We start from the raw sequence: 22,690 nt of genomic DNA, 5'->3' as shown, positions 1-22,690 counted from the left end.
AGCGCATGCAGATCAGCATGACCGTGAACGGCAACGAAGTTACCTCCGACATCGAACCCCGCGTGCTCCTGGTCCACTACATCCGCGAGGTGCTCGGACTGACCGGTACCCACTGGGGCTGCGACACGAGCAACTGCGGGACCTGCGTGGTCCTGATGGACGGCCAGCCGGTGAAGTCCTGCACCGTCCTCGCCGCGATGGCCGCCGGGCACGACATCCGCACCGTCGAGGGTCTCGCCGCCGGGACCACGCTCGACCCCGTGCAGCAGGGCTTCATGGAGGAACACGGGCTGCAGTGCGGCTTCTGCACCCCGGGCATGATGCTCACCGCGCGCGCCCTGCTGGATAAGAACCCGCACCCGGACGACGGCGAGATCCGGCAGGCCATCTCCGGTCAGATTTGCCGGTGCACCGGCTATGCGACGATCGTCCGCTCGGTGCAGTGGGCGGCGGCCCATCCGGCGCCCGCCGCCGGCGGCGGCGAAGGGGCCGACGAGGTCCTCGACGGGACCGACACCGTGGTGGCGGACGTCGCCACGGAAACCGAAGACTCAGAGGTGAAGGCATGACCGTCATCCATGAGCGGGAGACCAACCCCGCTGCCGGCGACGCGGACCGGCCAATCGGCTACGGCCGCATCCAGCGCAAGGAGGACCCCCGCTTCGTCCGCGGCAAGGGCCACTACATCGACGACCTCGTGCTGCCCGGAATGCTGCATGGCGCCATCCTGCGCGCCCCCGTGGCCCACGCACGGCTCGTGTCGATCGACACCACCAACGCCCTGGCCCACCCCAAGGTGCTCGCCGTCATCACCGGCAAGGACCTGGAGGGCCTCAAGCTCGCCTGGGCGCCGACCCTCTCCGCCGACGTCCAAGCCGTGCTGGTCACGGATAAGGTCCGGTTCCAGGGCCAGGAGGTCGCGTTCGTGGTGGCCGAAGACCGGTATGCCGCCCGCGACGCGCTGGAACTGATCGACGTCGAATACGATGTGCTGCCGCCCCTGGTCGACGCGCGCAAGGCCCTCGACGCCGACGCCCCGCTCATCCGGGACGAAATTGCCGGCCAGACGGACAACAAGATCTTCGACTGGGAGATGGGCAGCGCTGCCGAGACCGACGCCGTGTTCGCAAGCGCCGACGTCGTCGTGAGCCAGGAGATGGTGTACCCCCGCGTGCACCCGGCCCCGATGGAGACCTGCGGCGCCGTCGCCGACTTCGACCCCGTGGACGGCAAACTGACCCTCTACGAGACCACCCAGGCTCCGCACGCGCACCGCACGCTCTTCGCGATCGTGGCCGGCATCCCGGAGCACAAGATCCGGATCGTGTCCCCGGACATCGGCGGCGGCTTCGGCAACAAGGTCGGCATCTACCCGGGCTACATCCTCGCCGTCGTCGGGTCCATCGTCACCGGGCGGCCGGTGAAGTGGGTGGAGGACCGCTCCGAGAACCTGATGTCCACCTCCTTCGCCCGCGACTACATCATGACGGGCGAAATCGCCGCGACCAAGGACGGGAAGATCCTGGCCCTGCGCACCAACGTGCTGGCCGACCACGGCGCGTTCAACGCCACCGCCCAGCCCACCAAGAACCCGGCCGGCTTCTTCTCCATCTTTACCGGCAGCTACGACCTGCAGGCCGCCCACTGCAAGGTGACCGGCGTCTACACCAACAAGGCGCCAGGCGGGGTTGCCTACGCCTGCTCCTTCCGCGTCACCGAGGCCGTGTACCTCGTGGAGCGGATGGTCGACATCCTCGCCCGGAAGCTGGAGATGGACCCCGCGGAGCTGCGGCTGAAGAACTTCATCAAACCCGAGCAGTTCCCCTACGCGAACAAGACCGGTTGGGTCTACGACTCGGGCAACTACGAGGCGGCCATGCGGCTGTCCATGCAGCTGGCCGGCTACGAGGACCTTCGACGCGAACAACGTGAGAAGCGGGCCAGAGGCGAGCTGATGGGCATCGGACTCTCCTTCTTCACCGAAGTCGTTGGCGCCGGGCCGCGCAAGCACTTCGACATCGTCGGCCTGGGCATGGCCGACGGCGCCGAGCTGCGGGTGCACCCCACCGGCAAGGCCGTCGTGCGGCTGTCGGTGCAAAGCCAGGGCCAAGGCCACGAAACCACCTTTGCCCAGATCGTCGCGGAGGAACTCGGCATCCCGCCGGAGAACATCGACGTCGTCCACGGCGACACCGATCAGACGCCGTTCGGGCTGGGAACCTACGGGAGCCGCTCGACGCCGGTCAGCGGCGGCGCGGTGGCGCTCGTGGCGCGCAAGGTGCGCGAGAAGGCGAAGCTGATTGCCGCGGCCATGCTGGAGACCCGCCCGGAGGACCTCGAATGGGAAAAGGGCCGCTGGTTCGTGAAGGGCGATCCCACCGCCGGGAAGACCATCGAGGACATCGCGATGGCGGCCCACGGGACCATGACGCTGCCTGAAGGCGTCGACGGCAACCTCGACGCGGAAGTCACCTACGACCCGCCCAACCTGACCTTCCCCTTCGGCGCCTACATCTGCGTCGTCGACGTCGACCCGGGCACCGGGCGCGTCGTGGTGCGGCGCTTCATCGCGGTGGACGACTGCGGGACCCGGATCAACCCGATGATCATCGAAGGCCAGGTCCACGGCGGCCTGACCGACGGCGTCGGGATGGCCCTGATGGAGATCATCGAGTTCGACGCGGACGGCAACAACCTGGGCGGCTCCTTCATGGACTACCTGATCCCCACGGCCATGGAAGTGCCGGACTGGGAGACCGGGTTCACGGTCACGCCCTCCCCGCACCACCCCATCGGCGCGAAAGGCATCGGCGAGTCCGCCACGGTCGGCTCGCCGCCGGCGATCGTGAACGCGGTGGTCGACGCGTTGGCGCCATTCGGGGTCACCCACATGGACATGCCGTGCACACCGGCCAGGGTCTGGGCAGCCATGCAGGGCCGGGCAAGGCCGCCGATCTGAGATGACCACCGCCGCAGAATCCCTTGCCGCCCGGGCCGCCGAACTCACCGCCCGCCGGGAGCCGTTCGTGCACGCCACGGTGGTCCGCGCCCAGCATCCCACCAGCGCCCGCGCCGGGGACACCGCCCTGGTGCTGCCCGGCGGCGAGATCCAGGGCTTCGTCGGCGGGAACTGCGTAGAGTCCTCGGTCCGGGAGTACGGCCTGCAGGTGCTCTCCTCCGGGGAACCCCTGTTGCTGCGCGTCCTGCCCGGGGAGCTGTCCCGCCGGGCCGAGGAAGGCGCCGTCGAGGTGTCCAACCCGTGCCTGAGCGGCGGTGCGATCGAGATCTTCCTCCAGCCGCGCCTCCCTGCGCCCCGGGTTGTGGTGGTCGGGGCCGCGCCGGTGGCGCAGGCCTTGGCCGCGCTGGGGTCCCGGGTGGGTTTCGACGTTGAGCTCGCCGACGGCGGGGCGGCCGAACCCCGCCCGGACGACGCCGCCCTGATCGTCGCTTCGCACGGCAAGGCCGAGGAGGGTGCCCTCGAAGCCGCGCTGCGCGCCGGCGTGCCCTACGTCGCCCTGGTGGCGAGCGCATCACGCGGCGCCGCCGTGCTGGACTCGCTCGACGTGGACGATGCGCTGCGCTCCCGGGTGTACACCCCGGCCGGCCTTCAACTGGGCGCCCGCACCCCCGGCGAAATCGCCCTGTCCATCCTCGCCCAGCTGGTCCAGGAGCGGGCCGCGGCACGGGACGGCGCTCAGCACAGCGCGCAGGCCGGCGGGGTTCCGGCGCCGTCCACCCCGCAACCGGAAACCGCGGTCGACCCCGTCTGCGGCATGTCCGTGCCAGCCGTCGAATCGTCGCTGCAGCTCGAGCACAACGGCGCCACCGTGTACTTCTGTTCCCCCGGCTGCCGCGCGGCCTTCCGCAAGGATCCGGAGCGCTATGCCCTCAGCAGCTGAAGCACCCCGCATGGCCGGCACCGCGGCCGTCATCCTCGCGGCCGGGGCGTCGGCGCGCCTGGGCCGGCCCAAACAGCTGCTGCCCTACGGCGACGGCGTGCTGCTGGACGCCGTGCTTGCGACCGCCCGGCGCTGCGGGTTCGGCCAGACCGTGCTGGCACTGGGCGGAGCGGCCGAGCAGGTCCTCGGGGCCGTGGACACCACGGGCTGCGAGGTGGCGCTCAACCCGGACTACGGCCAGGGATGTTCGTCTTCGATTGCCGCGGCGATGGCCGTGCTGCGGCCTGGCACCGAGGCGGTGGTGCTGCTGCTCGGCGACCAGCCCGGCATCCGGGTGGAGAGCGTGCCCCCGTTGCTGCAGGCACTGGCCCGGCCCGACGGTCCCGGAGCGGCGGTGTGCCGCTACGACGACGGCGTCGGCCATCCCCTTGCCTTCGGCCGGCGGCTGCTGCCTGAGCTGGCGTCGCTGCATGGCGACAAGGCCGTGTGGAAGCTGCTGGAGCAGCGCGCGGACGTCGTCGTCGAGGTTCCCACGCCGGGCAGCATCCCGCTCGACGTCGACACCGAGGAGGACTACCGGCGGGTGCTGGCCGAGCTGCAGGGGGCCGGGTGAACACGGCGGCCCGGACCGGGGCGGAGGCGGAAGTTCAGCGGCGGATCCCCGACGTCGCCTCGCTGATGGCGGCCCTGGACAAGCACGACTACCTGGCCGACACCGGGCTCGCCACCGCACTGTTCCTCGCGGTGCGGCTCCCCCAACCCATCCTGCTCGAGGGAGAGGCCGGCGTGGGCAAGACGGAGGCCGCGAAGACGCTGGCGCTGCTGCTGGACACCCCGCTGTACCGGCTGCAGTGCTACGAGGGGATCGACGCGGGCGAGGCACTCTACGAGTGGAACCACCAGCGCCAGCTGCTGGGCATCCGGCTGGCCGAGGCGCGCGACGCCGAGGTCAGCGAAGCCGAGCTGTTCGGCCCCCAGTACCTGCTGCGCCGGCCGCTGCTGCAGGCCATCGAACACCCGGGGCCGCGGCCGGCCGTGCTGCTGCTGGATGAGATCGACCGCGCCGACGCCGAGTTCGAGGCGTTCACCTTTGAGCTGCTCGCGGAGGCCTCGGTCACCATCCCGGAGCTGGGCACCATCCGCGCCACGCATCCGCCCATCGTGGTGCTGACCTCCAACCGCACCCGGGACCTGCACGACGCGCTGACCCGCCGCTGTCTCTACCACTGGATCGACTACCCCGGACCGGCCCGGATTGCCGAGATTGTGCGCCGCCGGGTGCCCGCCAGCAGCGGCCCGCTGGCGCTGCAGGCCGCGGCGGTGATCACGCGGCTGCGGACCCTGGACCTGGCCAAGCCGCCCGGGATTTCCGAGGCCATCGACTGGGTCTCGGCGCTCGCGGTGCTGGGCATCGAACGGATCGACGCCGCGACGGCCGAACAGACCTGGGGTTCGATCGTGAAAAACCGCGACGACTTGGAGCTCGTCGGCTCCCGCGGCGCGGCCTGGCTGGTGGACGGCACCGATGGCTGAACCGAGGCAGCCCCTCCCGATGCGCACGACGCCGGCCGCCGGCCCGCCGTTCGTCGAGGCCGCCTCCCTGGCTGCGGCCTTCATCACGGCCCTGCGGGGCGCGGGCGTCACGTGCTCGCCGGACCGGGCGGCCCGGCTGGCGGTGGCACTCCGGCTGGTCCCGCCGACGAACCTGGAGCGGTTGTACTGGACGCTGCGGGTGGTGCTGGTCTCCAGCCGTGAGCAGTTGCCGGTGTTCGACGCCGTGTTTGGCGCCGTCTTCCGGGGCGGCTTCGATCCCGCCGCCGCGCTGGACCGCCACGCCGGCGAACCGGTCCCGGTCCCGGCAGCGCCGCCTCCCGCGGACGGTTCGCACACCCGGGCCGCCGCCGACACCGGTCGAGAGACCGAGCCGGGCCGCGCCGCCCGGCCGCCGCACCCCGCGGTAGCCGCGGGCCGGGACGACGCCGGAGACCGGCAGGGACCGGAGCGCGAGGCCGTCCTCGCGATGGCGTCCACGGAAGAACACCTGCACGGGATGAACTTTGCCGAACTCACCGAGGCGGAAGCTGCCGAGATCCGCCGGCTGGCCACCCGGATCCTGCTGGCAACACCCGTGCGCCTGAGCCGGCGCACGCGCAAGTCGCCGCACAGCAGCGCACGCCTGGACATCCGGGCCACCGTGCGGGCAGCCCGCCGCTCCGGCTACGACTCCCCCAAGCTCCTGTACGCCCGGCGCCGCGAGCAACGCCGCAAGCTGGTGCTGCTCTGCGATGTCTCCGGCTCGATGGAACCGTACTCCCGGATTTTCCTCTCGCTGCTGCAGGGCGCCGTCGCGAAGGCCGGGGCGGAGGCCTTCGTGTTCTCCACCAGGCTGACGCGCCTGACCCGGCAACTGGCCCAGCGCGACCCGGACCTGGCCCTTGCGCAGGCGGCCGCCACCGCACCCGACTGGGCCAGCGGCACCAGGATCGCCGAGAGCCTCCGGAGATTCGTGGACGAGCACGGCCGCCGCGGCCTGGCCCGGGGTGCCGTGGTGGTGGTCTTCTCCGACGGCTGGGCGCAGGAGGACCCGGCGCAGGTCGGGGCCCAGATGGCCCGGCTGCGCAGGCTCGCGCACCGGGTGGTCTGGGTGAATCCGCGGAAGGCAGCACCGAACTATCAGCCGTTGGCCGGCGGGATCGCCGCCGCGCTGCCCTACTGCGACGCGTTCGTCAGTGGACACAGCTTCACGGCCCTGGCGGAGTTGGCGGCGGCAATCCGGGGCGACGACCCGCCCGTGCCGGCAGGCCGCATAGGTGGAAGACAAGTGATCGCAAGTCAAGGGAGCAGCTAATGCAGATTGACAGCAGTTTCTCGGTGGTTGCACCGATCGGCAAGGTCTGGGACACGCTGATGGATTTCGAGCGGGTGGCCGGTTGCCTCCCTGGCGCGCAGATCCTGAACAAGCTATCCGACGACGCCTACCAGGTGGGCATGACGGTGAAGCTGGGCCCGGTGAACATGCAGTACAGGGGCCTGCTCAACGTCCTGGAGCGGAACGCCGCCGAGCATCGGGCCGTACTCGGCGGCAAGGCGCAGGAAACCCGCGGCCAGGGCACCGCGGAAGCCAAGGTCACGCTGGCCCTGGCGGAAGAGGGGACCACGACGCGCGGGACGGTCAGTGCCGATCTGGCGCTCTCCGGCAAGGCCGCGGCGATGGGCAAGAGCGTGATCGGCAGCGTCACCGAGCAAATGATGGGGCTCTTCGCGGCCAACCTGCAGGCCATGCTCGCCGAACCGACTGTCGGAGAGTCCCCGACCGTAGCGGCAGCGTCGACCGCTGCCGCTCCCGCAGGGCCGGGCACCGCTCCGCCGGCGGCTCCCGCTGCCGCAACCGCAGGCACCGCACCGGCGGGGCCCAAAACACCAGGGCCGTCGTCGGGCAGCCTTGACGCCTTCAGCCTCGCGAAGGGCATCGCTGCCGACCAGCTCTCCAGCCCCGGCAAAGTCCTCGGCCTGGTCGCCGCAGTGGCCTGCGTGGCTTACTGGGCCGGCCGGCGCTCGGCCCTCCGGATGCTCCGGCTCTGCGGAAGGCTCTAGGGAGAAGCCCATGCGGGACGTGCTGGAGGCCATCCTGCCGGACTGGCGGCAGGGCAGGACTGCCGGCCTGGCCACCGTCGTGAACACGTTCAAGTCCGCCCCGCGGCTTCCCGGCGCGTCGATGCTGGTCACCGCCGGCGGTGCCGCCGTGGGATCGGTTTCCGGCGGCTGCGTCGAGGGCGCCGTGTACGAGCTGGCCACCCAGGTCAAGGACGACGGCGTCCCGGTGCTGGTGCGGTACGGGATCAGCGACGACGACGCGTTCGCCGTCGGCCTCACCTGCGGCGGCATAATCGACATCTTCGTCGAGCCGGTCTCGCAGCAGCGCTTCGCCGAGCTCGACGGCGTACGGCAGGACATTGAGGATGAAAGGCGGGTGGGCGTTGCCACGGTGATCGAGCACCCGGACAGCAGCTGGCTGGGACGGCACCTGGTAGTGCGACCGGGCGGCTTCGAGGGGAACCTGGGCTCCGAGCGGGCCAACCTCGCCGTCGGCGACGACTGCCAGGGTTACCTGGCTGCGGGGCGTACCGGCATCCTGAGCTACGGTCCCGACGGGGAGCGGCTGGACAGCGGGATGCGGGTCTTCTTCACCAGTTACGCCCCGCCGCCGCGGATGCTCGTTTTCGGGGCCATTGACTTCGCCTCGGCACTCGCGCGGCTCGGGACCTTCCTGGGCTACCGGGTGACGGTTTGCGACGCCCGCGCCGTATTCGCCACGCCGGCCAGGTTTCCCGAGGCCGCCGAGGTGGTCAACGAATGGCCGCACCGCTACCTTTCCCGGCAACAGGAGCAGGGACTGGTGGATGAACGGACCGTCATCTGCGTGCTCACGCACGACCCGAAATTCGACATTCCGCTCTTGGAGGTGGCCCTGCGCGGACGGCCGGTGGCCTTCGTCGGTGCCATGGGCTCGCGGCGTACCCACGAGGACAGAATGAGGCGCCTGCGAGAGGCGGGGCTGGGCGGGGCGGAACTGGCCCGGCTGCACAGCCCCGTGGGCCTGGACCTCGGCGCACGGACCCCGGAGGAGACGGCGGTGTCCATCGCCGCGGAAATCATCGCCAAGCAGTGGAGCGGCAGCGGCGAACCGCTGCGGCAGCTGGACGAGCGGATCCACCACGAGGAACAGAACCGCGAGCAGCAGCAGGCCTAGCGGCTGCCCGGCTACAGGGCTGCCCGCAGCCCAGGAAGCTCACCGCTCAGCGCGCGGCGGCGGGGACGGCCGAGAGCAGCTCCCGGTAGCGCGCGGCGTGCGCGGTCAGTTCCTCCGCCGTCACCCTCGGGGCCGCATGCAGGACCAGCGGGTCTGCCATTTCCAAGCCGCAGAGGTGCGCGGTGGCCTCTAGGGGACGCAGCAGCTCGGCCATGGTGAAGCGGTTGTGCCCCGTCGGCGTATATGAGGATTCGGGGCCGCCGGTGGAGATGACCAGCTGCAGCCGCTTGCCGTGCAGGGCGTCCCCGCCGGCGCCGTAGGCGAAACCGTAGGTGAGCACCTGGTCCATCCACTCCTTCAGCACACCTGGAACGGAGTACCAGTGCCACGGGAACTGCAGGACGATGGTGTCATGCCCGCGCAGGAGTTCCTGCTCCCGGGCGGCGTCGACGCGCCGGTCCGGGTACGCGGAGGCGAGTTCCCGGACGGTCACGCCGTCGAGGTCCCTGATGGCGGCGGCGAGCTGCGCGGTGATCCGGGACGCCGCCAGGTCAGGGTGGGCGACGACGACGAGCGTGCGGTGTGCGGTCATGGAAAGTTTGTGCTTCTTTCAGAATCGGGTTCGAGGCCTACCAGCGCGCTGCTGAGCCGCCAGAGGAGGTCGGCATCGGCCTGGTTGTAACTGCGTTTTGATGATTTCCTGGCTGTGCTGTTGGCAAAGTACTGGCCCGTGACATTGTCAAGCTCGGGCGCCGAGGCGAGGTGTATGGAGGTCCGGGCGCCTTGCTCCGGAGTCTTCATCCAGCGCTGGATCAGCGGCGTCAGGAACGCCTGCACCCGGCCCGGATCTTCCGCGCCGAACGCTGTCGCCACCACCCCGGGGTGCAGCGCGTTTGCCGTCACCCTGGTGCCGGCGAGCCGGGCGGCAAGGCCGTAGGTGAACAGGACATTCGCCAGTTTCGATTGGTTGTACGCGCGCTGGCCCGAGTAGGAGTGTTCGCCCTGCAGATCCGCGAAGTCCATGCGGCCCATGGCCTGGGCCCCTGAGGAGACTGTCACGACCCGTGCCGGCCCGCTCTCCTGCAACCGCTCCAGGAGCAGGTTGGTGAGCAGGAAAGGCGCGAGGTGGTTGAGCGCGAAGGTGTGTTCGAGTCCGTCAACGGTGGTGCGGCGGCTGTTCCAGAATCCGCCCACATTGTTGACCAGGACATCGAGGCGGTCCAGGGCCTGCAGCACCTCGTCGGCCAGGCGGCGGACCTCCTGCTGGGACGACAAATCTGCGATGAACACCTCGACGGGGGCCGACGCTACCGTGCGGATCTCCTCCGCTGCCCGCGCCGCCCGGTCAGCGTCGCGTCCCGTGATGGCCACCCGGGCGCCCCGGGCCGCCAGACCCAGCGCTGTGGCCTTCCCGATTCCGCCGGTGCCACCGGTGATCAGGACCGTCTTGCCTGCCATGGATCGCATTCGGGGCTCGCTCTCGCTGCTGGTTCGCCGGTCCACGCTTCCGCCTGCGGACCTAGACAGGACTGTCTATGCCGAACGAAGCTACCAGACAGAATTGTCTGTGCACAAGCCGGGGCCGTCGACGGCCGGAGCTGCCGCGCCGCGCGGGCCAGCCGCGGGCGTAAGCTCGTGCCATGGCGAGATATTTCGATGTGCACCCCGACAACCCGCAGCCGCGATCCATCACGCAGGTGGTGGAGATGGTCAAGTCCGGCGGCCTGATCGCCTACCCGACCGACTCCTGCTACGCCCTCGGCGCACAGCTGGGAAACCGGGACGCGCTGGACAGGATCCGCGCCATCCGGCACCTGGACGATAAGCACCACTTCACTCTGGTCTGCAAGGACTTTGCCCAGCTCGGCCAGTTTGTCCAGATCGACAACGACGTGTTCCGCAGCATCAAGGCCGTGACGCCGGGCAGCTACACCTTCATCCTGCCCGCTACCAAGGAAGTGCCGAAGCGGCTGCTGCACCCCAAGAAAAAGACGGTCGGTGTGCGCATCCCGGACAACAAGGTGGTCCAGGCGCTGCTGGCCGAACTCGGCGAGCCATTGCTCTCCAGCACGCTGCTGCTCCCGGACGAGGAAGAGCCGCTGACCCAGGGCTGGGAAATCAAGGAGAGGCTGGACCATGTGGTGGACGCCGTCATTGACTCCGGGGACTGCGGAGCCGAGCCGACAACCGTCATTGATTTCTCCAGCGGCGTCGCCGAGGTCGTCCGCCACGGCATGGGCGATCCGTCGAGGTTCGAATAACGCCGGGAACAGCGACCGCCGGCTTGGCCCGGCGGGTACTTGCCGCGACGCCCCCGGCCCCCTAGTGTTCGGATCATGGCCGCGCCCGGGGGAAACGCACGCTGTCGACAACGCATGACGCCGACGCTGCTGTCCGTGGCGTGCCTCGTCATTGGGGCGGTGACGGCGGGCTGCGGTTCGGCTCCGCCGGCGGAGCCGGCCGGCGAGCCAGCACTGACCAAGCTGCCGGCAGCCTCGGCCGCGGCCGGGACGGGAGCCGGACTGTCGCCGGGCATGACCCTGGCGCCGGCGCCGCCCGTTCCGCCAGCCCCCGCCCGGCACGGTGCAGATGAATGCCTGCCGCAGCATGCCGGGGTCGCCGCGGCCAACGGGCCCCTTGAGTGCCAGTACTTCACTTCAGGCTCGATGATGCCGGCCTCTGTGCCCCGGGGTCCGGGACTGAGTTCCGGCGACTACGCCGTAAGGTTCAGCAGCGTGGGTGGCCACGCACTGATGACAGTGCGGATCCGCTGCGCTTCGTACGTGGTCAGGGTCGGCATTGCCGGCGAAACAATCACACCGGACCCGCGGACACTGGAAAGCTTTGTGGGCACGTGCAACTTCCCGTGGGACCAGGAACAAGCACGGATGAAGCGCTACCTTCAGGCTCCGCTTCAGTTTGCGCGCCGGGAAAGCGGCATTGTGCTGCACAACCCGGAATGGGGAGTCACGCTGTTCGGCACCCCGTACGAGGCCGCCTGATCCCCCAGACCCCTCCTCCCGGGCCCGTGCCCGCACGTCCGGCCGGAACCTTCAGCAGGGTCGGTCAAATGTCAGCCCCCGGGGCTACACTTTAATTCGAACATATATTCGAAAAAGGGTGTGTTGTGGGCGTAATCATCGGGCCGCGCGTGATAGATGCGGGCACTTCCCTGCTGTCGGTCCTGGTCTCGCCGGTGGCGGTCGCCGCCGGCTATCCGTCGCCGGCGCAGGACTACTTTGACGGCAGGATCGACCTCAACGAGCACCTGATCAAGGACATCACCAGCACCTACGTCGTGCGGGTGTCAGGGGACTCGATGGAGGGCGCCGGCATCAGCGACGGGGACGAGTTGATCGTCAACCGGGCGCTCGAGCCGCGCGACGGGTGCGTCGTCGTCGCCGTCCTCGACGGCGAACTCACCGTCAAGCGCCTCCGCGTCACCCCGTCAGGCGTGGTCCTGCAGGCGGACAACCCGCGCTACCCCGACATCCGGGTCCCCGCCCTCTCCGACCTGGTCATCTGGGGCGTCGCCACCCGGTGCCTGCACCATGTCTGAGACCAATGTCTGAGCCCCATGCCTGAGGCCCGGCCCGGCGGCAGTATTGCCCTCGTGGATGTGAACTGCTTCTATGCCAGCGCCGAACGCGCGTTTGATCCCTCACTGGAGGGCAGACCGGTGGTCGTGCTGTCCAACAACGATGGTTGCGCCGTCACCCGTTCGCCCGAGGCAAAGGCCCTCGGCATCCCGCTCGGGGAACCGTGGTTCAAACTCGCCCCGCGGGCCAAGGAGTGGGGGCTCGTGGCCAAGTCCAGCAATTACGAGCTCTATGGCGACATCAGCGCGCGGGTGATGGAACTCCTGGGCCGGTATTCGGCCTGGCTGGAGGTCTACAGCATTGACGAGGCCTTCCTGGGCGTGCGCGGAAACCCGGAGGAACTGCTGCTGCTGGGGCAGGCCATGAAGACGGCGGTCCGGCGGAACGTCGGTGTTCCGGTGTGCGTCGGCATTGCCGGGACCAAGACCCTGGCGAAACTGGCCAACAAGTGGGCCAAACACAACCCGGCGTTCGACGGCGTCTGCCACTGGGATTCCGTTCCCGCCGACCGGCAGGAACGTCTCATGGCCGGCCTGTCCGTGATCGAGCTCTGGGGCGTTTCCACGCGCCTGACCAAACGGTTGAACGCGCTGGGGATCCATACCGTGCTTGACCTTGCCAGGGCGGACCCGGTCCGGATCAGGGACCGTTTCTCGGTGGTGCTTATGCGCACGGTCTTGGAACTGCGGGGGACGCCCTGCATCCCGCTCGAAGAGGAACGCATCGGCCGCGACCAGCTGATCTTCAGCAGGTCGTTCGCGACGCCGATCAGCACACCGGCCGGAATGCGCCAGGTCGTCGGGATCTACGCGCAACAGGCCAGCGCCCGGCTCGCCCGGCACGGCCTGCAGGCCAAAGTCCTGACTGCTTTTGCCGCCACATCCCACTACAACCCCCGGGACAGTTCGCACCCCTCGGTGTGCGTTTCGCTGCCGATGCCCACCGCGGACCCGGTGCTGCTGGCCAGGGCTGCCTACGCCCTGCTCCCCCGGATCGACGACGGCGTCAAGTATGCGCGGGCCGGCATCATGGTGACCGACCTGCGCCCGACAGCCAACCAGGCCCCGCTGGCCGTGTTCGAGAACCCGCATGAGGAGCGCGGCATCGGCCCGCTGCTGGAGGAGGTCAGCCGGAAGTACGGCCGGGGCTCCATTGGTCTGGGCCACGCCGGAATCCGCGGCGGCCCCGACTGGACGATGAAGCGCGACATGCTCTCCCCGCGCTACACAACCCACTGGGACGAACTCCCCTTGGTCAAGGCCGCCTGACGGCGCCGGCACGAAGGTAGGACCGGGGCACCGTGGCACTGTGGCACCGGGGCACCGCAGTGCGCCATGCCGCCCGGACTCCGGCGCGCAGCGCCGCCCTGATCGATCAGGCCGTGGTCCGGACCCGCTGCAGGAAGGAATCCAGGATCCGTCCGGCGTTCTCACCTAGCCGGTCATCGACCGCCGGACTCTGCGGTCCCGCCACGTGCAGCCGATCCCACAGCAACAGGAGGGCCGCCAGCACCTCGGAGAGCCCCGTATCCGCCTCCGCGCGCCGCCGCAGCAGCCGGAGGTGCGCCGCCTGCAGGGCCGGTCCCGGAGAGCAGGCCAGGTCGCGGCTGAAGAGGCGGCGGCAACGGTCATAGGCGGACAGGCCCTCGACCGGGAGGCCCGCGATTTCATACGCCGCCACCAGGGCCAGCCAGGCCCGTTCATTCAGCGGCTCCAGCCGGACGGCCGACTGCGCCCAGCGGATCCCGTCGTCGTGACGACCCAGGAGCGTTGCCGCCTCGGCGGCGGAGATCATGGCCGCCACGCGTTCGGCGGCGTGACGAGTACGGGCTTCGTCGGCCCAGTCGGCGACGAGTTCAAAACCGAGGAGAGGCTTGGCGGAGAGTTCCAGCGCTTCGACTAGGAACCGATAGGCCCTCGCCGGCGCGGCAAGGTCAGCTGCGCTGAGCAGGCAGCGGAAGCGCGAGAGGTCCAGGTCCACGAGGCCGGGATCGAGCACGTATCCGCTGTTCGCGGTCCGGAGTGGTCCCGTTTTGGTCTGTCCCGGCTGGATTGCCCGGCGGATGCCGCTGACATAGCTCTCCAGCGTGGCCACGGCCCCGTCGCTGGCACTTGGCCCCCAGAGGATTTCGATCAGCCGGGTCTTGGAGACAGGCGTGCCCAGGTTCAGCAGGAGAATTTCCAGAATGTGCCGCGGCTTGCAGCCGCCCAGATCCGCGGCCGTGAGTGCCACACCCTCACGGCGGACTTCCAGTGATCCAAAAAGCTGAACCGATATGGCTGGTGCTGTTGCCGGCAAGTTGTGCATGATGTTCTCCGATTTCCCGGGCCCCGTTGCAATCGCGTTGGTCAAAGACATGCCGCCTCCCGGAGCCACCGTGACACGGTGGCCCGGAGGCAGCAAGCGTAGGAAACTACCCGATTTTCGGGAGGCCAAAAGTCGGGTAGGGGCATCCGTGCGTTGAGTACGCACCCCCGAGGAAATACAGGTAGCCGGCAGCCTGGCCAAGTAGCTTCCGGGGGCAAGCAGGGCTCCTTCAAGTAGCTGCACCCTCACCCGGGTCTGTCGCGCCGGGCCGTCGTTCGCTCCACGCCCCCCTCGGAGCGCCCGGGAATTTCGGCTGAAGACCCCGCCGGCGCACCGGCGCCATGTGCCCGTAACGGGAGCAGAATTGAAGCAGGCAACTTCACGTCCACAGCCGCGTCAAGGTCTAAGAGGGTGCGCTATGAACACCGGGAATGTTCGCGTCACGCTGCTGCTCGCGGCGGTCCTGCTGGGTGCCGCGGGATGCGCACCGGGAGGCGGGAACACGGCTCCGGCGAGCGCATCCGCGAAAGAGGGCATGCAGATGGGCTCCGGAGCCTCCGGCGGCCCGCCCGGCAGTTCGTCCGCGGCGGCGTCGACGGCGGCGATCACCGTGCGCGACTTTGCGTACGGCACGCCGCTGGTCGTCGCCGCCGGGGCGCAGGTCACCGTGACGAACATGGACAGCGCCGAGCACACGGTCACCGCGGACGACGGCCCGGCGTTCGACGTCGACGTCAAGGGCAGCGGCGGCACCGCCACCTTCACCGCGCCGTCAAAGCCGGGAACGTACGCCTATCACTGCACCTTCCACCCCGGCATGCACGGAACGCTGACGGTCAAGTGAACGTCCCGATCCGCAGTGGGACGCGGGGACGGGACCTGGCCCTGCGGTCGCTGACGGCCGTGGCCCTGCTGATCGACGCCGGGGTCCACCTCCATCTCGCACCCGGCTACCAGGCCGGATCCCCGCAGGGTATCGGCCAGGGCACCCTCTTCCTGCTCGAATCCGCGGCGGCGGCGCTCGCCGCCCTGGCGGTCCTCCTGCGCGGCAGCAGGACCGCCTATGCGTTCGCCTTGCTCGTGGCGTTGAGCGCCTTCGCTGCCGTCGTGTTCTACCGCTACGTGGACCTGCCCGCATTCGGCCCGTTTCCGGCCATGTACGAGCCCGTCTGGTACCCGGAGAAGACGGTCAGCGCCATTGCGGAGGGTGCCGGAGTTGCGCTGGCGGGCATCGGCCTGGCTTGGACCCGGCACGCCGGCCAGCCCTCGCCGACCGGCCCGCCAGTCCGCCGCCGCCCTGACCGACCCCCGAGCTGAGAAGTGCGTTGTTAGCATTGGGGGCGAGGTGACCATGCCCCACAGATTCCCGCGCCGTGCGGCGGCCGACGTGACCGCCGCCGTGGCTGCCTACCTCGGCGCCGGCAGCTGGCTCGCATGCCTTGGCTCCCCCGGCGTTACAGCCGGTGTCCTGGCCGTCGGCGCCGGCGCCGCCGTGCTCGTCCGTACGGCCGGGTCCATCCTGCTGCGGGAGCCCCGCGTGTGCACGCCGGCCGACCGCGTCACCCTGGTCCGCGCCGTGCTGGTGGCGTGTTGCGCTGCCCTCACGGTCGCCGGCATCCTTGGCCGGCAACCGCCCGCCGCGGTCCTCGTCTTCCTGGGCGCCGCAGCCTTCGCGCTCGACGCCCTGGACGGTCCTGTGGCGAGGCGGACCGGGACCGCGTCCGCGGCGGGAGCGCGCCTGGACACCGAGACCGATGCGGCGCTCACCCTGGTGCTGTCCTGCGCCGCCGCGGTGTCCACCGGGGCGTGGGTCCTCCTGATCGGACTCATGTACTACGCGTTTGCCGTCGCGGGCAGGTTCCGTCCGGGCCTGCAGAAGACTCTTCCCCCGTCGCCCCTCCGCAAGGCCATCGGTGCACTTCAGCCCTTTGCCCTGCTGCTGGCCCTGACGCCGGGTGTCCCGTCCGCGGCGGGCACGACGGCGCTCCTCGTGGCGCTTGCGCTCCTACTCTTCTCGTTTGGCCGTGACACCGCCGCGCTGGAGCGGCTGCACCGCTCCGGCCCCGTTGCTGCCGCCACTCCGGGCACCTTCAATAGCTGAAGTACCGGTGCTACCTTGCAGTGATGGACACTCGAACCGAATCAATCCCGGTGTTGGACCTGGGTGCGGCGAGAAACGACGACGGTTCATTCAACCCCGCCTTTGTTGCCGACCTCCGCGACGCCAGCCACCGGGTGGGCTTCTTCCAGTTGATCGGCTATGGCGCCACCGGCGCGCAAGTCGATGAGCTCTTCGACGTCACGCGCCGGTTTTTCAATCTTCCGGAAGCGGACCGGCTGGCGCTGGACAACCGCAAGTCGCCGCATTTCCGCGGCTACACGCGGCTCGGCCACGAAGTGACGCAGGGACGGCCGGACGCACGGGAACAGCTGGACTTCGGTCCCGAGCGCCCCGCCCTGCGCGACTACCCGGCCGAGCAGCCGTACTGGCTGATCCAGGGGCCCAACCTCTGGCCGGATAAGGCCCTCCCGGAGCTACGCACCGTCGCCATGGCCTGGGCCGACCGAATGTGCGTGGTGGGCGCGGAACTGCTGCGCGCGATCGCGGTCTCGCTGGAACTTCCGGAAGACCACTTCGCCGCCGCCTTCGAGGGGACACCCGCGTGGATGGCCAAGCTCACGCACTACGTCGGCGGCGTGGTCCCGGCGGCCGGAACCCAGGGCGTCGGTGCGCACGCCGACTACGGCTTCGTCACCCTCCTGCTGCAGGACCGGGTGGGCGGCCTGGAGGTGCGGCCGCACGGCAGCGACGACTGGATTCCGGTGGCGCCGCTCGAAGGGGCTCTGGTGGTGAACCTGGGCGAAATGCTGGAGGTTGCGACCCAGGGGTACCTCTCGGCGACGATCCACCGGGTGCAGGCGCCGCCGCCCGGCGTCGACCGCTATACGGTTCCGTTCTTCTGGTCGCCGCGGCTGGACGCCGTCATCGATCCGGTCCCGCTGCCGCCGGCCCTGGCGGCGCAGTCCCGCGGGCTTTCGGACGATCCGGACAACCCGATGCTCGCCTCCTACGGGGCGAACGTGCTCAAGGGCTGGCTCCGCGCCCACCCCGAGGTCGCCAGGCTGCACCACCCCGAACTGGTCCAGTAAGAGGGTCCGTTTCTAGTCCTTGCTCCGGGCCCGGCTGGGCTGCACCCGCGGCGGCTCGCCGGGCATTTTCGGGAAGTCGGGCGGGAAGGGAAGCTCGCCGAGACCCGCGGCCACGTCCCGTTCCCACCACCCGAGCAGGGCCTCGATGGAGCCTGGGCTGGCATGCATGTCCGCCCACGGATCCCCGGTGGCCTTGAGCCGGGCGGGAACGGTGGCGACGGTGAAGTCCTTGGGGTCCGCGCCGTCCAGCTCGTCCCACTCCAGCGGGCAGGATACGGTGGCGTCGGGCAGCGCCCGCGGGCTGTAGGCCCCGGCCATGGTGCGGTCACGGTTGGCCTGGTTGAAGTCGATGAACACCCGCGTGCCGCGTTCCTCCTTCCACCACGCTGTGGTGACCTTCTCCGGCATCCGGCGCTCGAGTTCGCGCGCGGCGGCGATGACGGCGTGCCGCACCTCGAGGAACTCATGCGCGGGCTCGATCGGTGCGAAGACGTGGAGCCCGCGGTTGCCGGAGGTCTTGATGAAGGCCGTCAGCCCCGCTTCGGCCAGCACCTTGCGCAGTTCCTGGGCCGCCGGCACGGCGTCCCGGAAGCTGGTGCCCGGCTGCGGGTCAAGGTCGATCCGCAGCTGGTCCGGGTTGTCCGGGTTCGCAGCCCGCGACGCCCACGGGTGGAAGACCACCGTGTTCATCTGCACCGCCCACACCGCGGCGGCTATCTCATCGATCACCAGCTGGGGATGCGACCGGCGGCTCGGATAGACCACGTCCACGGCCCGCACGAAGTCCGGGGCCCCCTTGGGCGGGTTCTTCGAGAAGAACTGCTCGCCGTCGACGTCGCCGGAGAACCGCTGCAACGTGATGGGGCGGCCGCCATTAGCAGCCAGGAATGCGTCCCCGACGGCGACCATGTAGTGGGCCAGGTCCAGCTTGCTCAGGCCCGCTTCGGGCCACAGCAGCCTGCTGGGACTGGAGATCCTGACTTCCCTGCTGCCGTCTGGTCCCGCAACGGAGACCGTCGTTTCTTCCCGCGCCATGAGGATCAAGCTACCCCGGGGCGCTGTCCAAGGAAAGGAGGCAGCGTCAGGGCCGGCGGACGGTCTTGTAGATTTCGAACCAGACCACCCCGGCGGCCCCGGCCACGAGCGCCAGCAGCCAGTCCCCCGGCCCCAGCGGCCCCAGGTCGAAGGCGCCGCGCAGCCCCGGGACGCTCAGCAGCACCACCAGGAACAGCGCCGCACCGCCGACCACCCACTTCAACGTCCGGTTCCGGCGCTCGCGGAACGTCCGCCAGACCGGCAACCGCCAGGACCGGTTCACCAGGATCAGCGACAGGTTGCCGATGACCAGGGTGGCGAAGGAGACCGAACGGACGACGTCGTCCGCCTTCCCGCTGCCGATGCTCCAGAGGTAGACGCCGACGACGGCCGCCAGCACGGCGAGCCCCTGGCAGGCGGCGATGACCAGGACCCGGCGGCCGAAGATGCCCTGGCCGGCCTTGCGCGGCGGCTGGTCCATGATCGCCGGGTCGATCTCCTCGGCTTCGAAGACCACGGAGCACGCCGGGTCGATGATGAGTTCCAGGAACGCGATCTGGACCGGCAGCAGCACCAGCGGCCACTCGCTGACGAAAACCGGCAGCAGGGACATGCCGACGATCGGGACGTGGACGGCGATGGTGTACGCCAGCGCCTTGCGCAGGTTGTCGAAGATCCCGCGGCCCTGGCGGATGCCGCCCGCGATGGAACTGAAATCGTCGTCGGTGATGACCAGGTCCGCGGATTCGCGGGCCACATCGGTGCCGCGCGCGCCCATGGCGATGCCAATGTCCGCCGCGCGCAGGGCCGGGGCGTCGTTGACGCCGTCGCCGGTCATGCCGACCACCTCGCCGTTGACCTTGAGGGCACGGATCAGCCGGAGTTTCTGCTCCGGCACCATCCGTGCGAACACGCTGACGGTCCGGATGCGCCGGGCCAGTTCATCATCCGCCATGGCCTCGAGCTCGGGGCCTGTGATGACGCCCGCGCCGTGGTCCAGGCCGATCTCGCGGGCGATCGCCAAAGCCGTTCCGGGATAGTCCCCGGTGATCATCACGGTCCGGACCCCCGCCCGCGCGCAGGCCGCGACGGCGTCGGCCGCGCCAGGCCGCAACGGGTCGTTCAGGCCCACGAGGCCGAGGTACTCAAAGTCGAAATCACGCTGGAATTCCGGCAGGCTCCCGGCCCGGTCGAACACGGCGCGCGCCACGGCGAGGACCCGTTGGCCGCCGGCGGTGGCCGTCTCGACTTCGGAGGTGAGGACCGCAAGCTGGGCCGGGTTCAGGCGGCACAGCCTGGCAATCGCTTCCGGGGCACCCTTGGCGGCCACGACGTAGCGGTTTCCGTCGGGCGCGCGCCAGACGTGCGAGAGGGCCAGCAGGCCTTCGGAGAGCGGGTACTCCCGCACCAGTTCCCAGTCGGCGTGCAGGTGTTCGCTGTCGGCGAGGTACTTCGCGCCCACCGCTTTGAAGGCCTTGTCCATCGGATCGAAAGGATCCACCGGGGAGGCGAGCACACCGAACTCCGCGATCGCGTGGAAGGCCTCCGGCAGCGGCCGGTCGTCGACGGTGAAGCTCTGTCCCCCGACCACCAGCTGGCGCACGGTCATGCTGTTCAGGGTCAGGGTACCGGTCTTGTCTACGCAGATGACGGTCGCCGCACCCAGGGCCTCGATCACCGGCGAGCGCCGGGTCAGCACATGCTTTTGCGACATCCGCCACGCGCCGAGGGCCAGGAACACGGTCAGCACCACCGGGAACTCCTCGGGCAGCATCGCCATCGCGGTCGCGATGCCGGCCAGCAGTCCTTCCAGCCAGTTCCCCCGGGTCAGCCCGTACACGACCACGACGACGGCGGCGGCCGCCAGGCCGAACACGGCCACATACCGGACCAGCCGGTCGATTTCCCGTTGCAGCGGGGTGGGTTCCTGTTCGATGGAGCGCAGGGCCGAGCCGATGCGGCCCAGTTCGGTGCCCGCTCCCGTCGCCTTGACCAGCGCCAGGCCGTGGCCCTTCACCACCAGGGTGCCGGAGAAGATCCAGGGCGTCGCGTCCCCGCCTGGCCGGCCCAGCGCCTCCGCCGCGGCAAGGGCCGCGTCCGGTACCTTGCGGACCGGGACCGACTCCCCGGTCAGGGCGGATTCGTCCGCCGCGAAGTTGCGGGCCTCCAGCAGCACCGCGTCGGCCGGCACCCGGTCCCCTTCGGCGAGCACGGCGAGGTCCCCGCGCACCACCTCGCGCCCGGGGATGCGTATCTGCTCCCCGTCGCGGACCACGAGTGCGCGCGGGGAGGACAAATCCCGGAGGGCTGCGAGGGCGTTCTCGGTCTTGCGCTCCTGATAGATGGAAATACCGATCACCACCACGACGAAGGACATCAGCAGCACGCCGTCGAGCAGTTCGGCCAGCAGGAAGTTCACGGTCCCGGCGACCAGCAGCAGGAGCAACATGGGCTGGCGGATCACGGCCCAGCTCTGCTGCAGGAGATTGCGCGGCTTCGCTGTCGGAAGCTCGTTCGGCCCCTCGGCCGCCAGCCGCCGGGCTGCCTCCGCTGCGGAGAGCCCCTCCGCGACGGCGGCGGCCGGTCCGGGTGTCATCAGAGCCAGGCGGTCCGGCGCAGCGGGGGTTCGGCGCCACCGGCGCGCTGCACCAGGACTTGGTTCACTCCCGTGGTTCCGGCCTCGAATCCCAGCGCACTGGCGGCCATATAGAGCCGCCAGACCCGGGCCCGGCCCGGACTGCTGGCCCGAACGGCCTCGTCCCAGTGGCGTTCCAGGTTCTGCACCCATGCCCGCAGGGTCAGCGCGTAGTGCGGGCGCAACGCCTCGACGTCGAGCACTTCCAGGCCGCTGGCCTCCAGGGCGCCGATCATCTCGGTGAGGCTGAGCATCTCGCCGTCCGGGAAGACGTAACGCGGGATGAAGGAGTTCGGATCGGGGTCGGTCGGTCCGGCGTTCCAGGAGATGGCGTGGTTCAGCAGCCGGCCGCCGGGGCGGAGCAACCCGTGCAGCCGGGAGGCGTAGTGGCCGATCTGTTCGCGGCCCACATGCTCGGACATGCCGATGGAGCTGATCGCATCGAACGGTCCGTCCGACACGTCGCGGTAGTCCTGGATCCGGATCTCGACCCGGTCCGTCAGCCCTGCTTCCGCCACCCGTTTCCGTGCCAGTTCCGCCTGCTCGGCGGACAGGGTGACGCCGACGACGTCGGCCCCGTAGCGTTCAGCGGCGTGGATGGCGAAGCTGCCCCAGCCGCAGCCAACGTCCAGCACCCGCATGCCTGGCCGGAGTCCGAGCTTGCGGCAGACCAGATCAAGTTTTGCTTCCTGCGCCGCGTCCAGGCCCGTCCCGGGAGTGTCCCAGACCGCGCAGGAGTAAACCAGGGACGGGCCAAGCACGAGGGCGTAGAAGCTGTTCCCGACGTCGTAGTGGTGCGAGATGGCGGCGGCGTCGCGCCTGCGGGAATGCCGCCGGCCCTTGCGCGCCACGCGGGCCTCCTCGGGGGGCGGGGCCGGGTTCGGTCCCAGCGCGCCGAGCCGCACCGCGGCCGCGGCCAGGGTCCCCAGTTCCCGGACGGTGGGGCGCCGGAACGGCCCGGGCTCGGCGAATTTCCCCGCCGAGCTGAGGGCGGCGAAACTGGCAAAGATGTCGCCGGGCGCCTCAATCTCGCCGGCGACGTAGGCCCGGCTCAGGCCCAGCTGGCCGGGCGAGAAGAGGATCCGCCGCAGCGCCCGGCGTGAGTGGAACACCAGCAGCGGGGCGCCCTCCGGTCCGGCTTCCGAACCGTCCCAGGCGCGCAGCCGGAGCGGAATGTCCGTGGTACCGAGCACGATGGCCAGCGCAGCGGCCAGCCGCGACGCGGCTCCAGCAGTAGTCGACATGGTTCTTTCCTCTCAGCCGGTGGCTTGCCCCAGCCCCAATCTATTGGCAACCGGGACGCCCGAACAGGGGC

The 22,690-nt window shown here is 70.0% G+C and carries 22 protein-coding genes; 16 read left to right on the top strand and 6 right to left on the bottom strand.

Annotated elements, in window-relative coordinates:
• Nucleotides 1-5: 5 nt before the first annotated feature.
• Genes AB4Y91_RS11735 through AB4Y91_RS11700 form a run of 8 tightly spaced genes read left to right on the top strand, consistent with a single transcriptional unit; the run spans nt 6 to nt 8,649 of the window.
• Nucleotides 6-569 (top strand): (2Fe-2S)-binding protein, encoded by a 564-nt coding sequence (locus AB4Y91_RS11735; RefSeq protein WP_441418656.1) that lies wholly within the window; start codon nt 6-8, stop codon nt 567-569.
• Nucleotides 566-2,959, top strand: coding sequence for an aerobic carbon-monoxide dehydrogenase large subunit (locus AB4Y91_RS11730; protein WP_441418655.1), 2,394 nt, complete (start codon nt 566-568; stop codon nt 2,957-2,959). Before AB4Y91_RS11735 ends, AB4Y91_RS11730 begins: the two co-directional genes overlap by 4 nt.
• A gap of 1 nt (nt 2,960) precedes the next feature.
• Nucleotides 2,961-3,899, top strand: a complete 939-nt coding sequence (locus AB4Y91_RS11725) for an XdhC family protein (protein ID WP_441418654.1) — start codon at nt 2,961-2,963, stop codon at nt 3,897-3,899.
• Nucleotides 3,883-4,512 (top strand): nucleotidyltransferase family protein, encoded by a 630-nt coding sequence (locus tag AB4Y91_RS11720; protein WP_441418653.1) that lies wholly within the window; start codon nt 3,883-3,885, stop codon nt 4,510-4,512. Before AB4Y91_RS11725 ends, AB4Y91_RS11720 begins: the two co-directional genes overlap by 17 nt.
• Nucleotides 4,509-5,432: an AAA family ATPase gene (locus AB4Y91_RS11715; RefSeq protein ID WP_441418652.1), complete on the top strand. Its 924-nt coding sequence runs from the start codon at nt 4,509-4,511 to the stop codon at nt 5,430-5,432. The genes AB4Y91_RS11720 and AB4Y91_RS11715 overlap by 4 nt, the downstream gene beginning before the upstream one ends.
• Nucleotides 5,425-6,747 (top strand): vWA domain-containing protein, encoded by a 1,323-nt coding sequence (locus AB4Y91_RS11710; RefSeq protein WP_441418651.1) that lies wholly within the window; start codon nt 5,425-5,427, stop codon nt 6,745-6,747. The genes AB4Y91_RS11715 and AB4Y91_RS11710 overlap by 8 nt, the downstream gene beginning before the upstream one ends.
• Nucleotides 6,747-7,493 (top strand): SRPBCC family protein, encoded by a 747-nt coding sequence (locus AB4Y91_RS11705; RefSeq protein WP_441418650.1) that lies wholly within the window; start codon nt 6,747-6,749, stop codon nt 7,491-7,493. Before AB4Y91_RS11710 ends, AB4Y91_RS11705 begins: the two co-directional genes overlap by 1 nt.
• 10 nt (nt 7,494-7,503) lie before the next feature.
• Entirely contained in the window at nt 7,504-8,649 is a 1,146-nt protein-coding gene (locus tag AB4Y91_RS11700) for an XdhC family protein (protein WP_441418649.1), read from the top strand.
• Nucleotides 8,650-8,695: 46 nt separating this feature from the next.
• Here AB4Y91_RS11700 and AB4Y91_RS11695 read toward each other — a convergent pair whose 3' ends face one another.
• Nucleotides 8,696-9,241, bottom strand: a complete 546-nt coding sequence (locus AB4Y91_RS11695) for an NAD(P)H-dependent oxidoreductase (RefSeq protein WP_441418648.1) — start codon at nt 9,239-9,241, stop codon at nt 8,696-8,698.
• Complete coding sequence (locus AB4Y91_RS11690; RefSeq protein ID WP_441418647.1) at nt 9,238-10,107, bottom strand: SDR family NAD(P)-dependent oxidoreductase; 870 nt, start codon at nt 10,105-10,107, stop codon at nt 9,238-9,240. Before AB4Y91_RS11690 ends, AB4Y91_RS11695 begins: the two co-directional genes overlap by 4 nt.
• 182 nt (nt 10,108-10,289) lie before the next feature.
• Between AB4Y91_RS11690 and AB4Y91_RS11685 the strand changes: the two genes are divergently transcribed.
• The 4 genes from AB4Y91_RS11685 (at nt 10,290) to AB4Y91_RS11670 (ending at nt 13,516) form a co-directional block, all read left to right on the top strand.
• The gene (locus AB4Y91_RS11685; protein WP_441418646.1) at nt 10,290-10,910 is read left to right on the top strand and encodes an L-threonylcarbamoyladenylate synthase; all 621 of its coding nucleotides are present in this window, start codon (nt 10,290-10,292) and stop codon (nt 10,908-10,910) included.
• 114 nt (nt 10,911-11,024) lie between these two features.
• Nucleotides 11,025-11,651, top strand: coding sequence for a hypothetical protein (locus AB4Y91_RS11680; RefSeq protein ID WP_441418645.1), 627 nt, complete (start codon nt 11,025-11,027; stop codon nt 11,649-11,651).
• 125 nt (nt 11,652-11,776) lie between these two features.
• Nucleotides 11,777-12,208, top strand: a complete 432-nt coding sequence (locus AB4Y91_RS11675) for a LexA family protein (protein ID WP_441418644.1) — start codon at nt 11,777-11,779, stop codon at nt 12,206-12,208.
• Between the two features lie 18 nt (nt 12,209-12,226).
• On the top strand, nt 12,227-13,516 hold the full coding sequence (locus AB4Y91_RS11670; protein ID WP_441418643.1) for a Y-family DNA polymerase: 1,290 nt from the start codon (nt 12,227-12,229) through the stop codon (nt 13,514-13,516).
• A gap of 106 nt (nt 13,517-13,622) precedes the next feature.
• Here the strand turns inward: AB4Y91_RS11670 and AB4Y91_RS11665 are convergent, their stop codons facing one another.
• A complete protein-coding gene (locus AB4Y91_RS11665; protein ID WP_441418642.1) occupies nt 13,623-14,480 on the bottom strand; it encodes an AfsR/SARP family transcriptional regulator in 858 nt (285 codons plus the stop codon).
• 493 nt (nt 14,481-14,973) lie between these two features.
• On the opposite strand from AB4Y91_RS11665, the gene AB4Y91_RS11660 reads away from it, so the two are divergent.
• Genes AB4Y91_RS11660 through AB4Y91_RS11645 form a run of 4 tightly spaced genes read left to right on the top strand, consistent with a single transcriptional unit; the run spans nt 14,974 to nt 17,705 of the window.
• Nucleotides 14,974-15,399, top strand: a complete 426-nt coding sequence (locus AB4Y91_RS11660) for a cupredoxin domain-containing protein (RefSeq protein ID WP_441418641.1) — start codon at nt 14,974-14,976, stop codon at nt 15,397-15,399.
• Complete coding sequence (locus AB4Y91_RS11655) at nt 15,396-15,872, top strand: hypothetical protein (protein WP_441418640.1); 477 nt, start codon at nt 15,396-15,398, stop codon at nt 15,870-15,872. Before AB4Y91_RS11660 ends, AB4Y91_RS11655 begins: the two co-directional genes overlap by 4 nt.
• A 34-nt stretch (nt 15,873-15,906) precedes the next feature.
• Nucleotides 15,907-16,656, top strand: coding sequence for a CDP-alcohol phosphatidyltransferase family protein (locus AB4Y91_RS11650; protein WP_441418639.1), 750 nt, complete (start codon nt 15,907-15,909; stop codon nt 16,654-16,656).
• Between the two features lie 23 nt (nt 16,657-16,679).
• Nucleotides 16,680-17,705 (top strand): isopenicillin N synthase family dioxygenase, encoded by a 1,026-nt coding sequence (locus AB4Y91_RS11645; protein WP_441418638.1) that lies wholly within the window; start codon nt 16,680-16,682, stop codon nt 17,703-17,705.
• 12 nt (nt 17,706-17,717) lie between these two features.
• Here the strand turns inward: AB4Y91_RS11645 and ligD are convergent, their stop codons facing one another.
• Genes ligD through AB4Y91_RS11630 form a run of 3 tightly spaced genes read right to left on the bottom strand, consistent with a single transcriptional unit; the run spans nt 17,718 to nt 22,619 of the window.
• The gene (ligD, locus tag AB4Y91_RS11640) at nt 17,718-18,740 is read right to left on the bottom strand and encodes a non-homologous end-joining DNA ligase (protein ID WP_441418637.1); all 1,023 of its coding nucleotides are present in this window, start codon (nt 18,738-18,740) and stop codon (nt 17,718-17,720) included.
• 46 nt (nt 18,741-18,786) lie between these two features.
• Nucleotides 18,787-21,336 carry a cation-translocating P-type ATPase gene (locus AB4Y91_RS11635; RefSeq protein ID WP_441418636.1) on the bottom strand — a complete coding sequence of 850 codons (2,550 nt, stop codon included), beginning with the start codon at nt 21,334-21,336 and terminating at the stop codon, nt 18,787-18,789.
• The gene (locus AB4Y91_RS11630; protein WP_441418635.1) at nt 21,336-22,619 is read right to left on the bottom strand and encodes a class I SAM-dependent methyltransferase; all 1,284 of its coding nucleotides are present in this window, start codon (nt 22,617-22,619) and stop codon (nt 21,336-21,338) included. Before AB4Y91_RS11630 ends, AB4Y91_RS11635 begins: the two co-directional genes overlap by 1 nt.
• Nucleotides 22,620-22,690 lie beyond the last annotated feature (71 nt).

Origin of the sequence: Arthrobacter sp. YAF16 (assembly GCF_052113385.1) — a bacterium.
In the GTDB taxonomy this organism is placed as follows: domain Bacteria; phylum Actinomycetota; class Actinomycetes; order Actinomycetales; family Micrococcaceae; genus Arthrobacter.
Note: the sequence above shows the minus strand (reverse complement) of the source record. Positions and strands in the feature narration are given on the sequence as shown.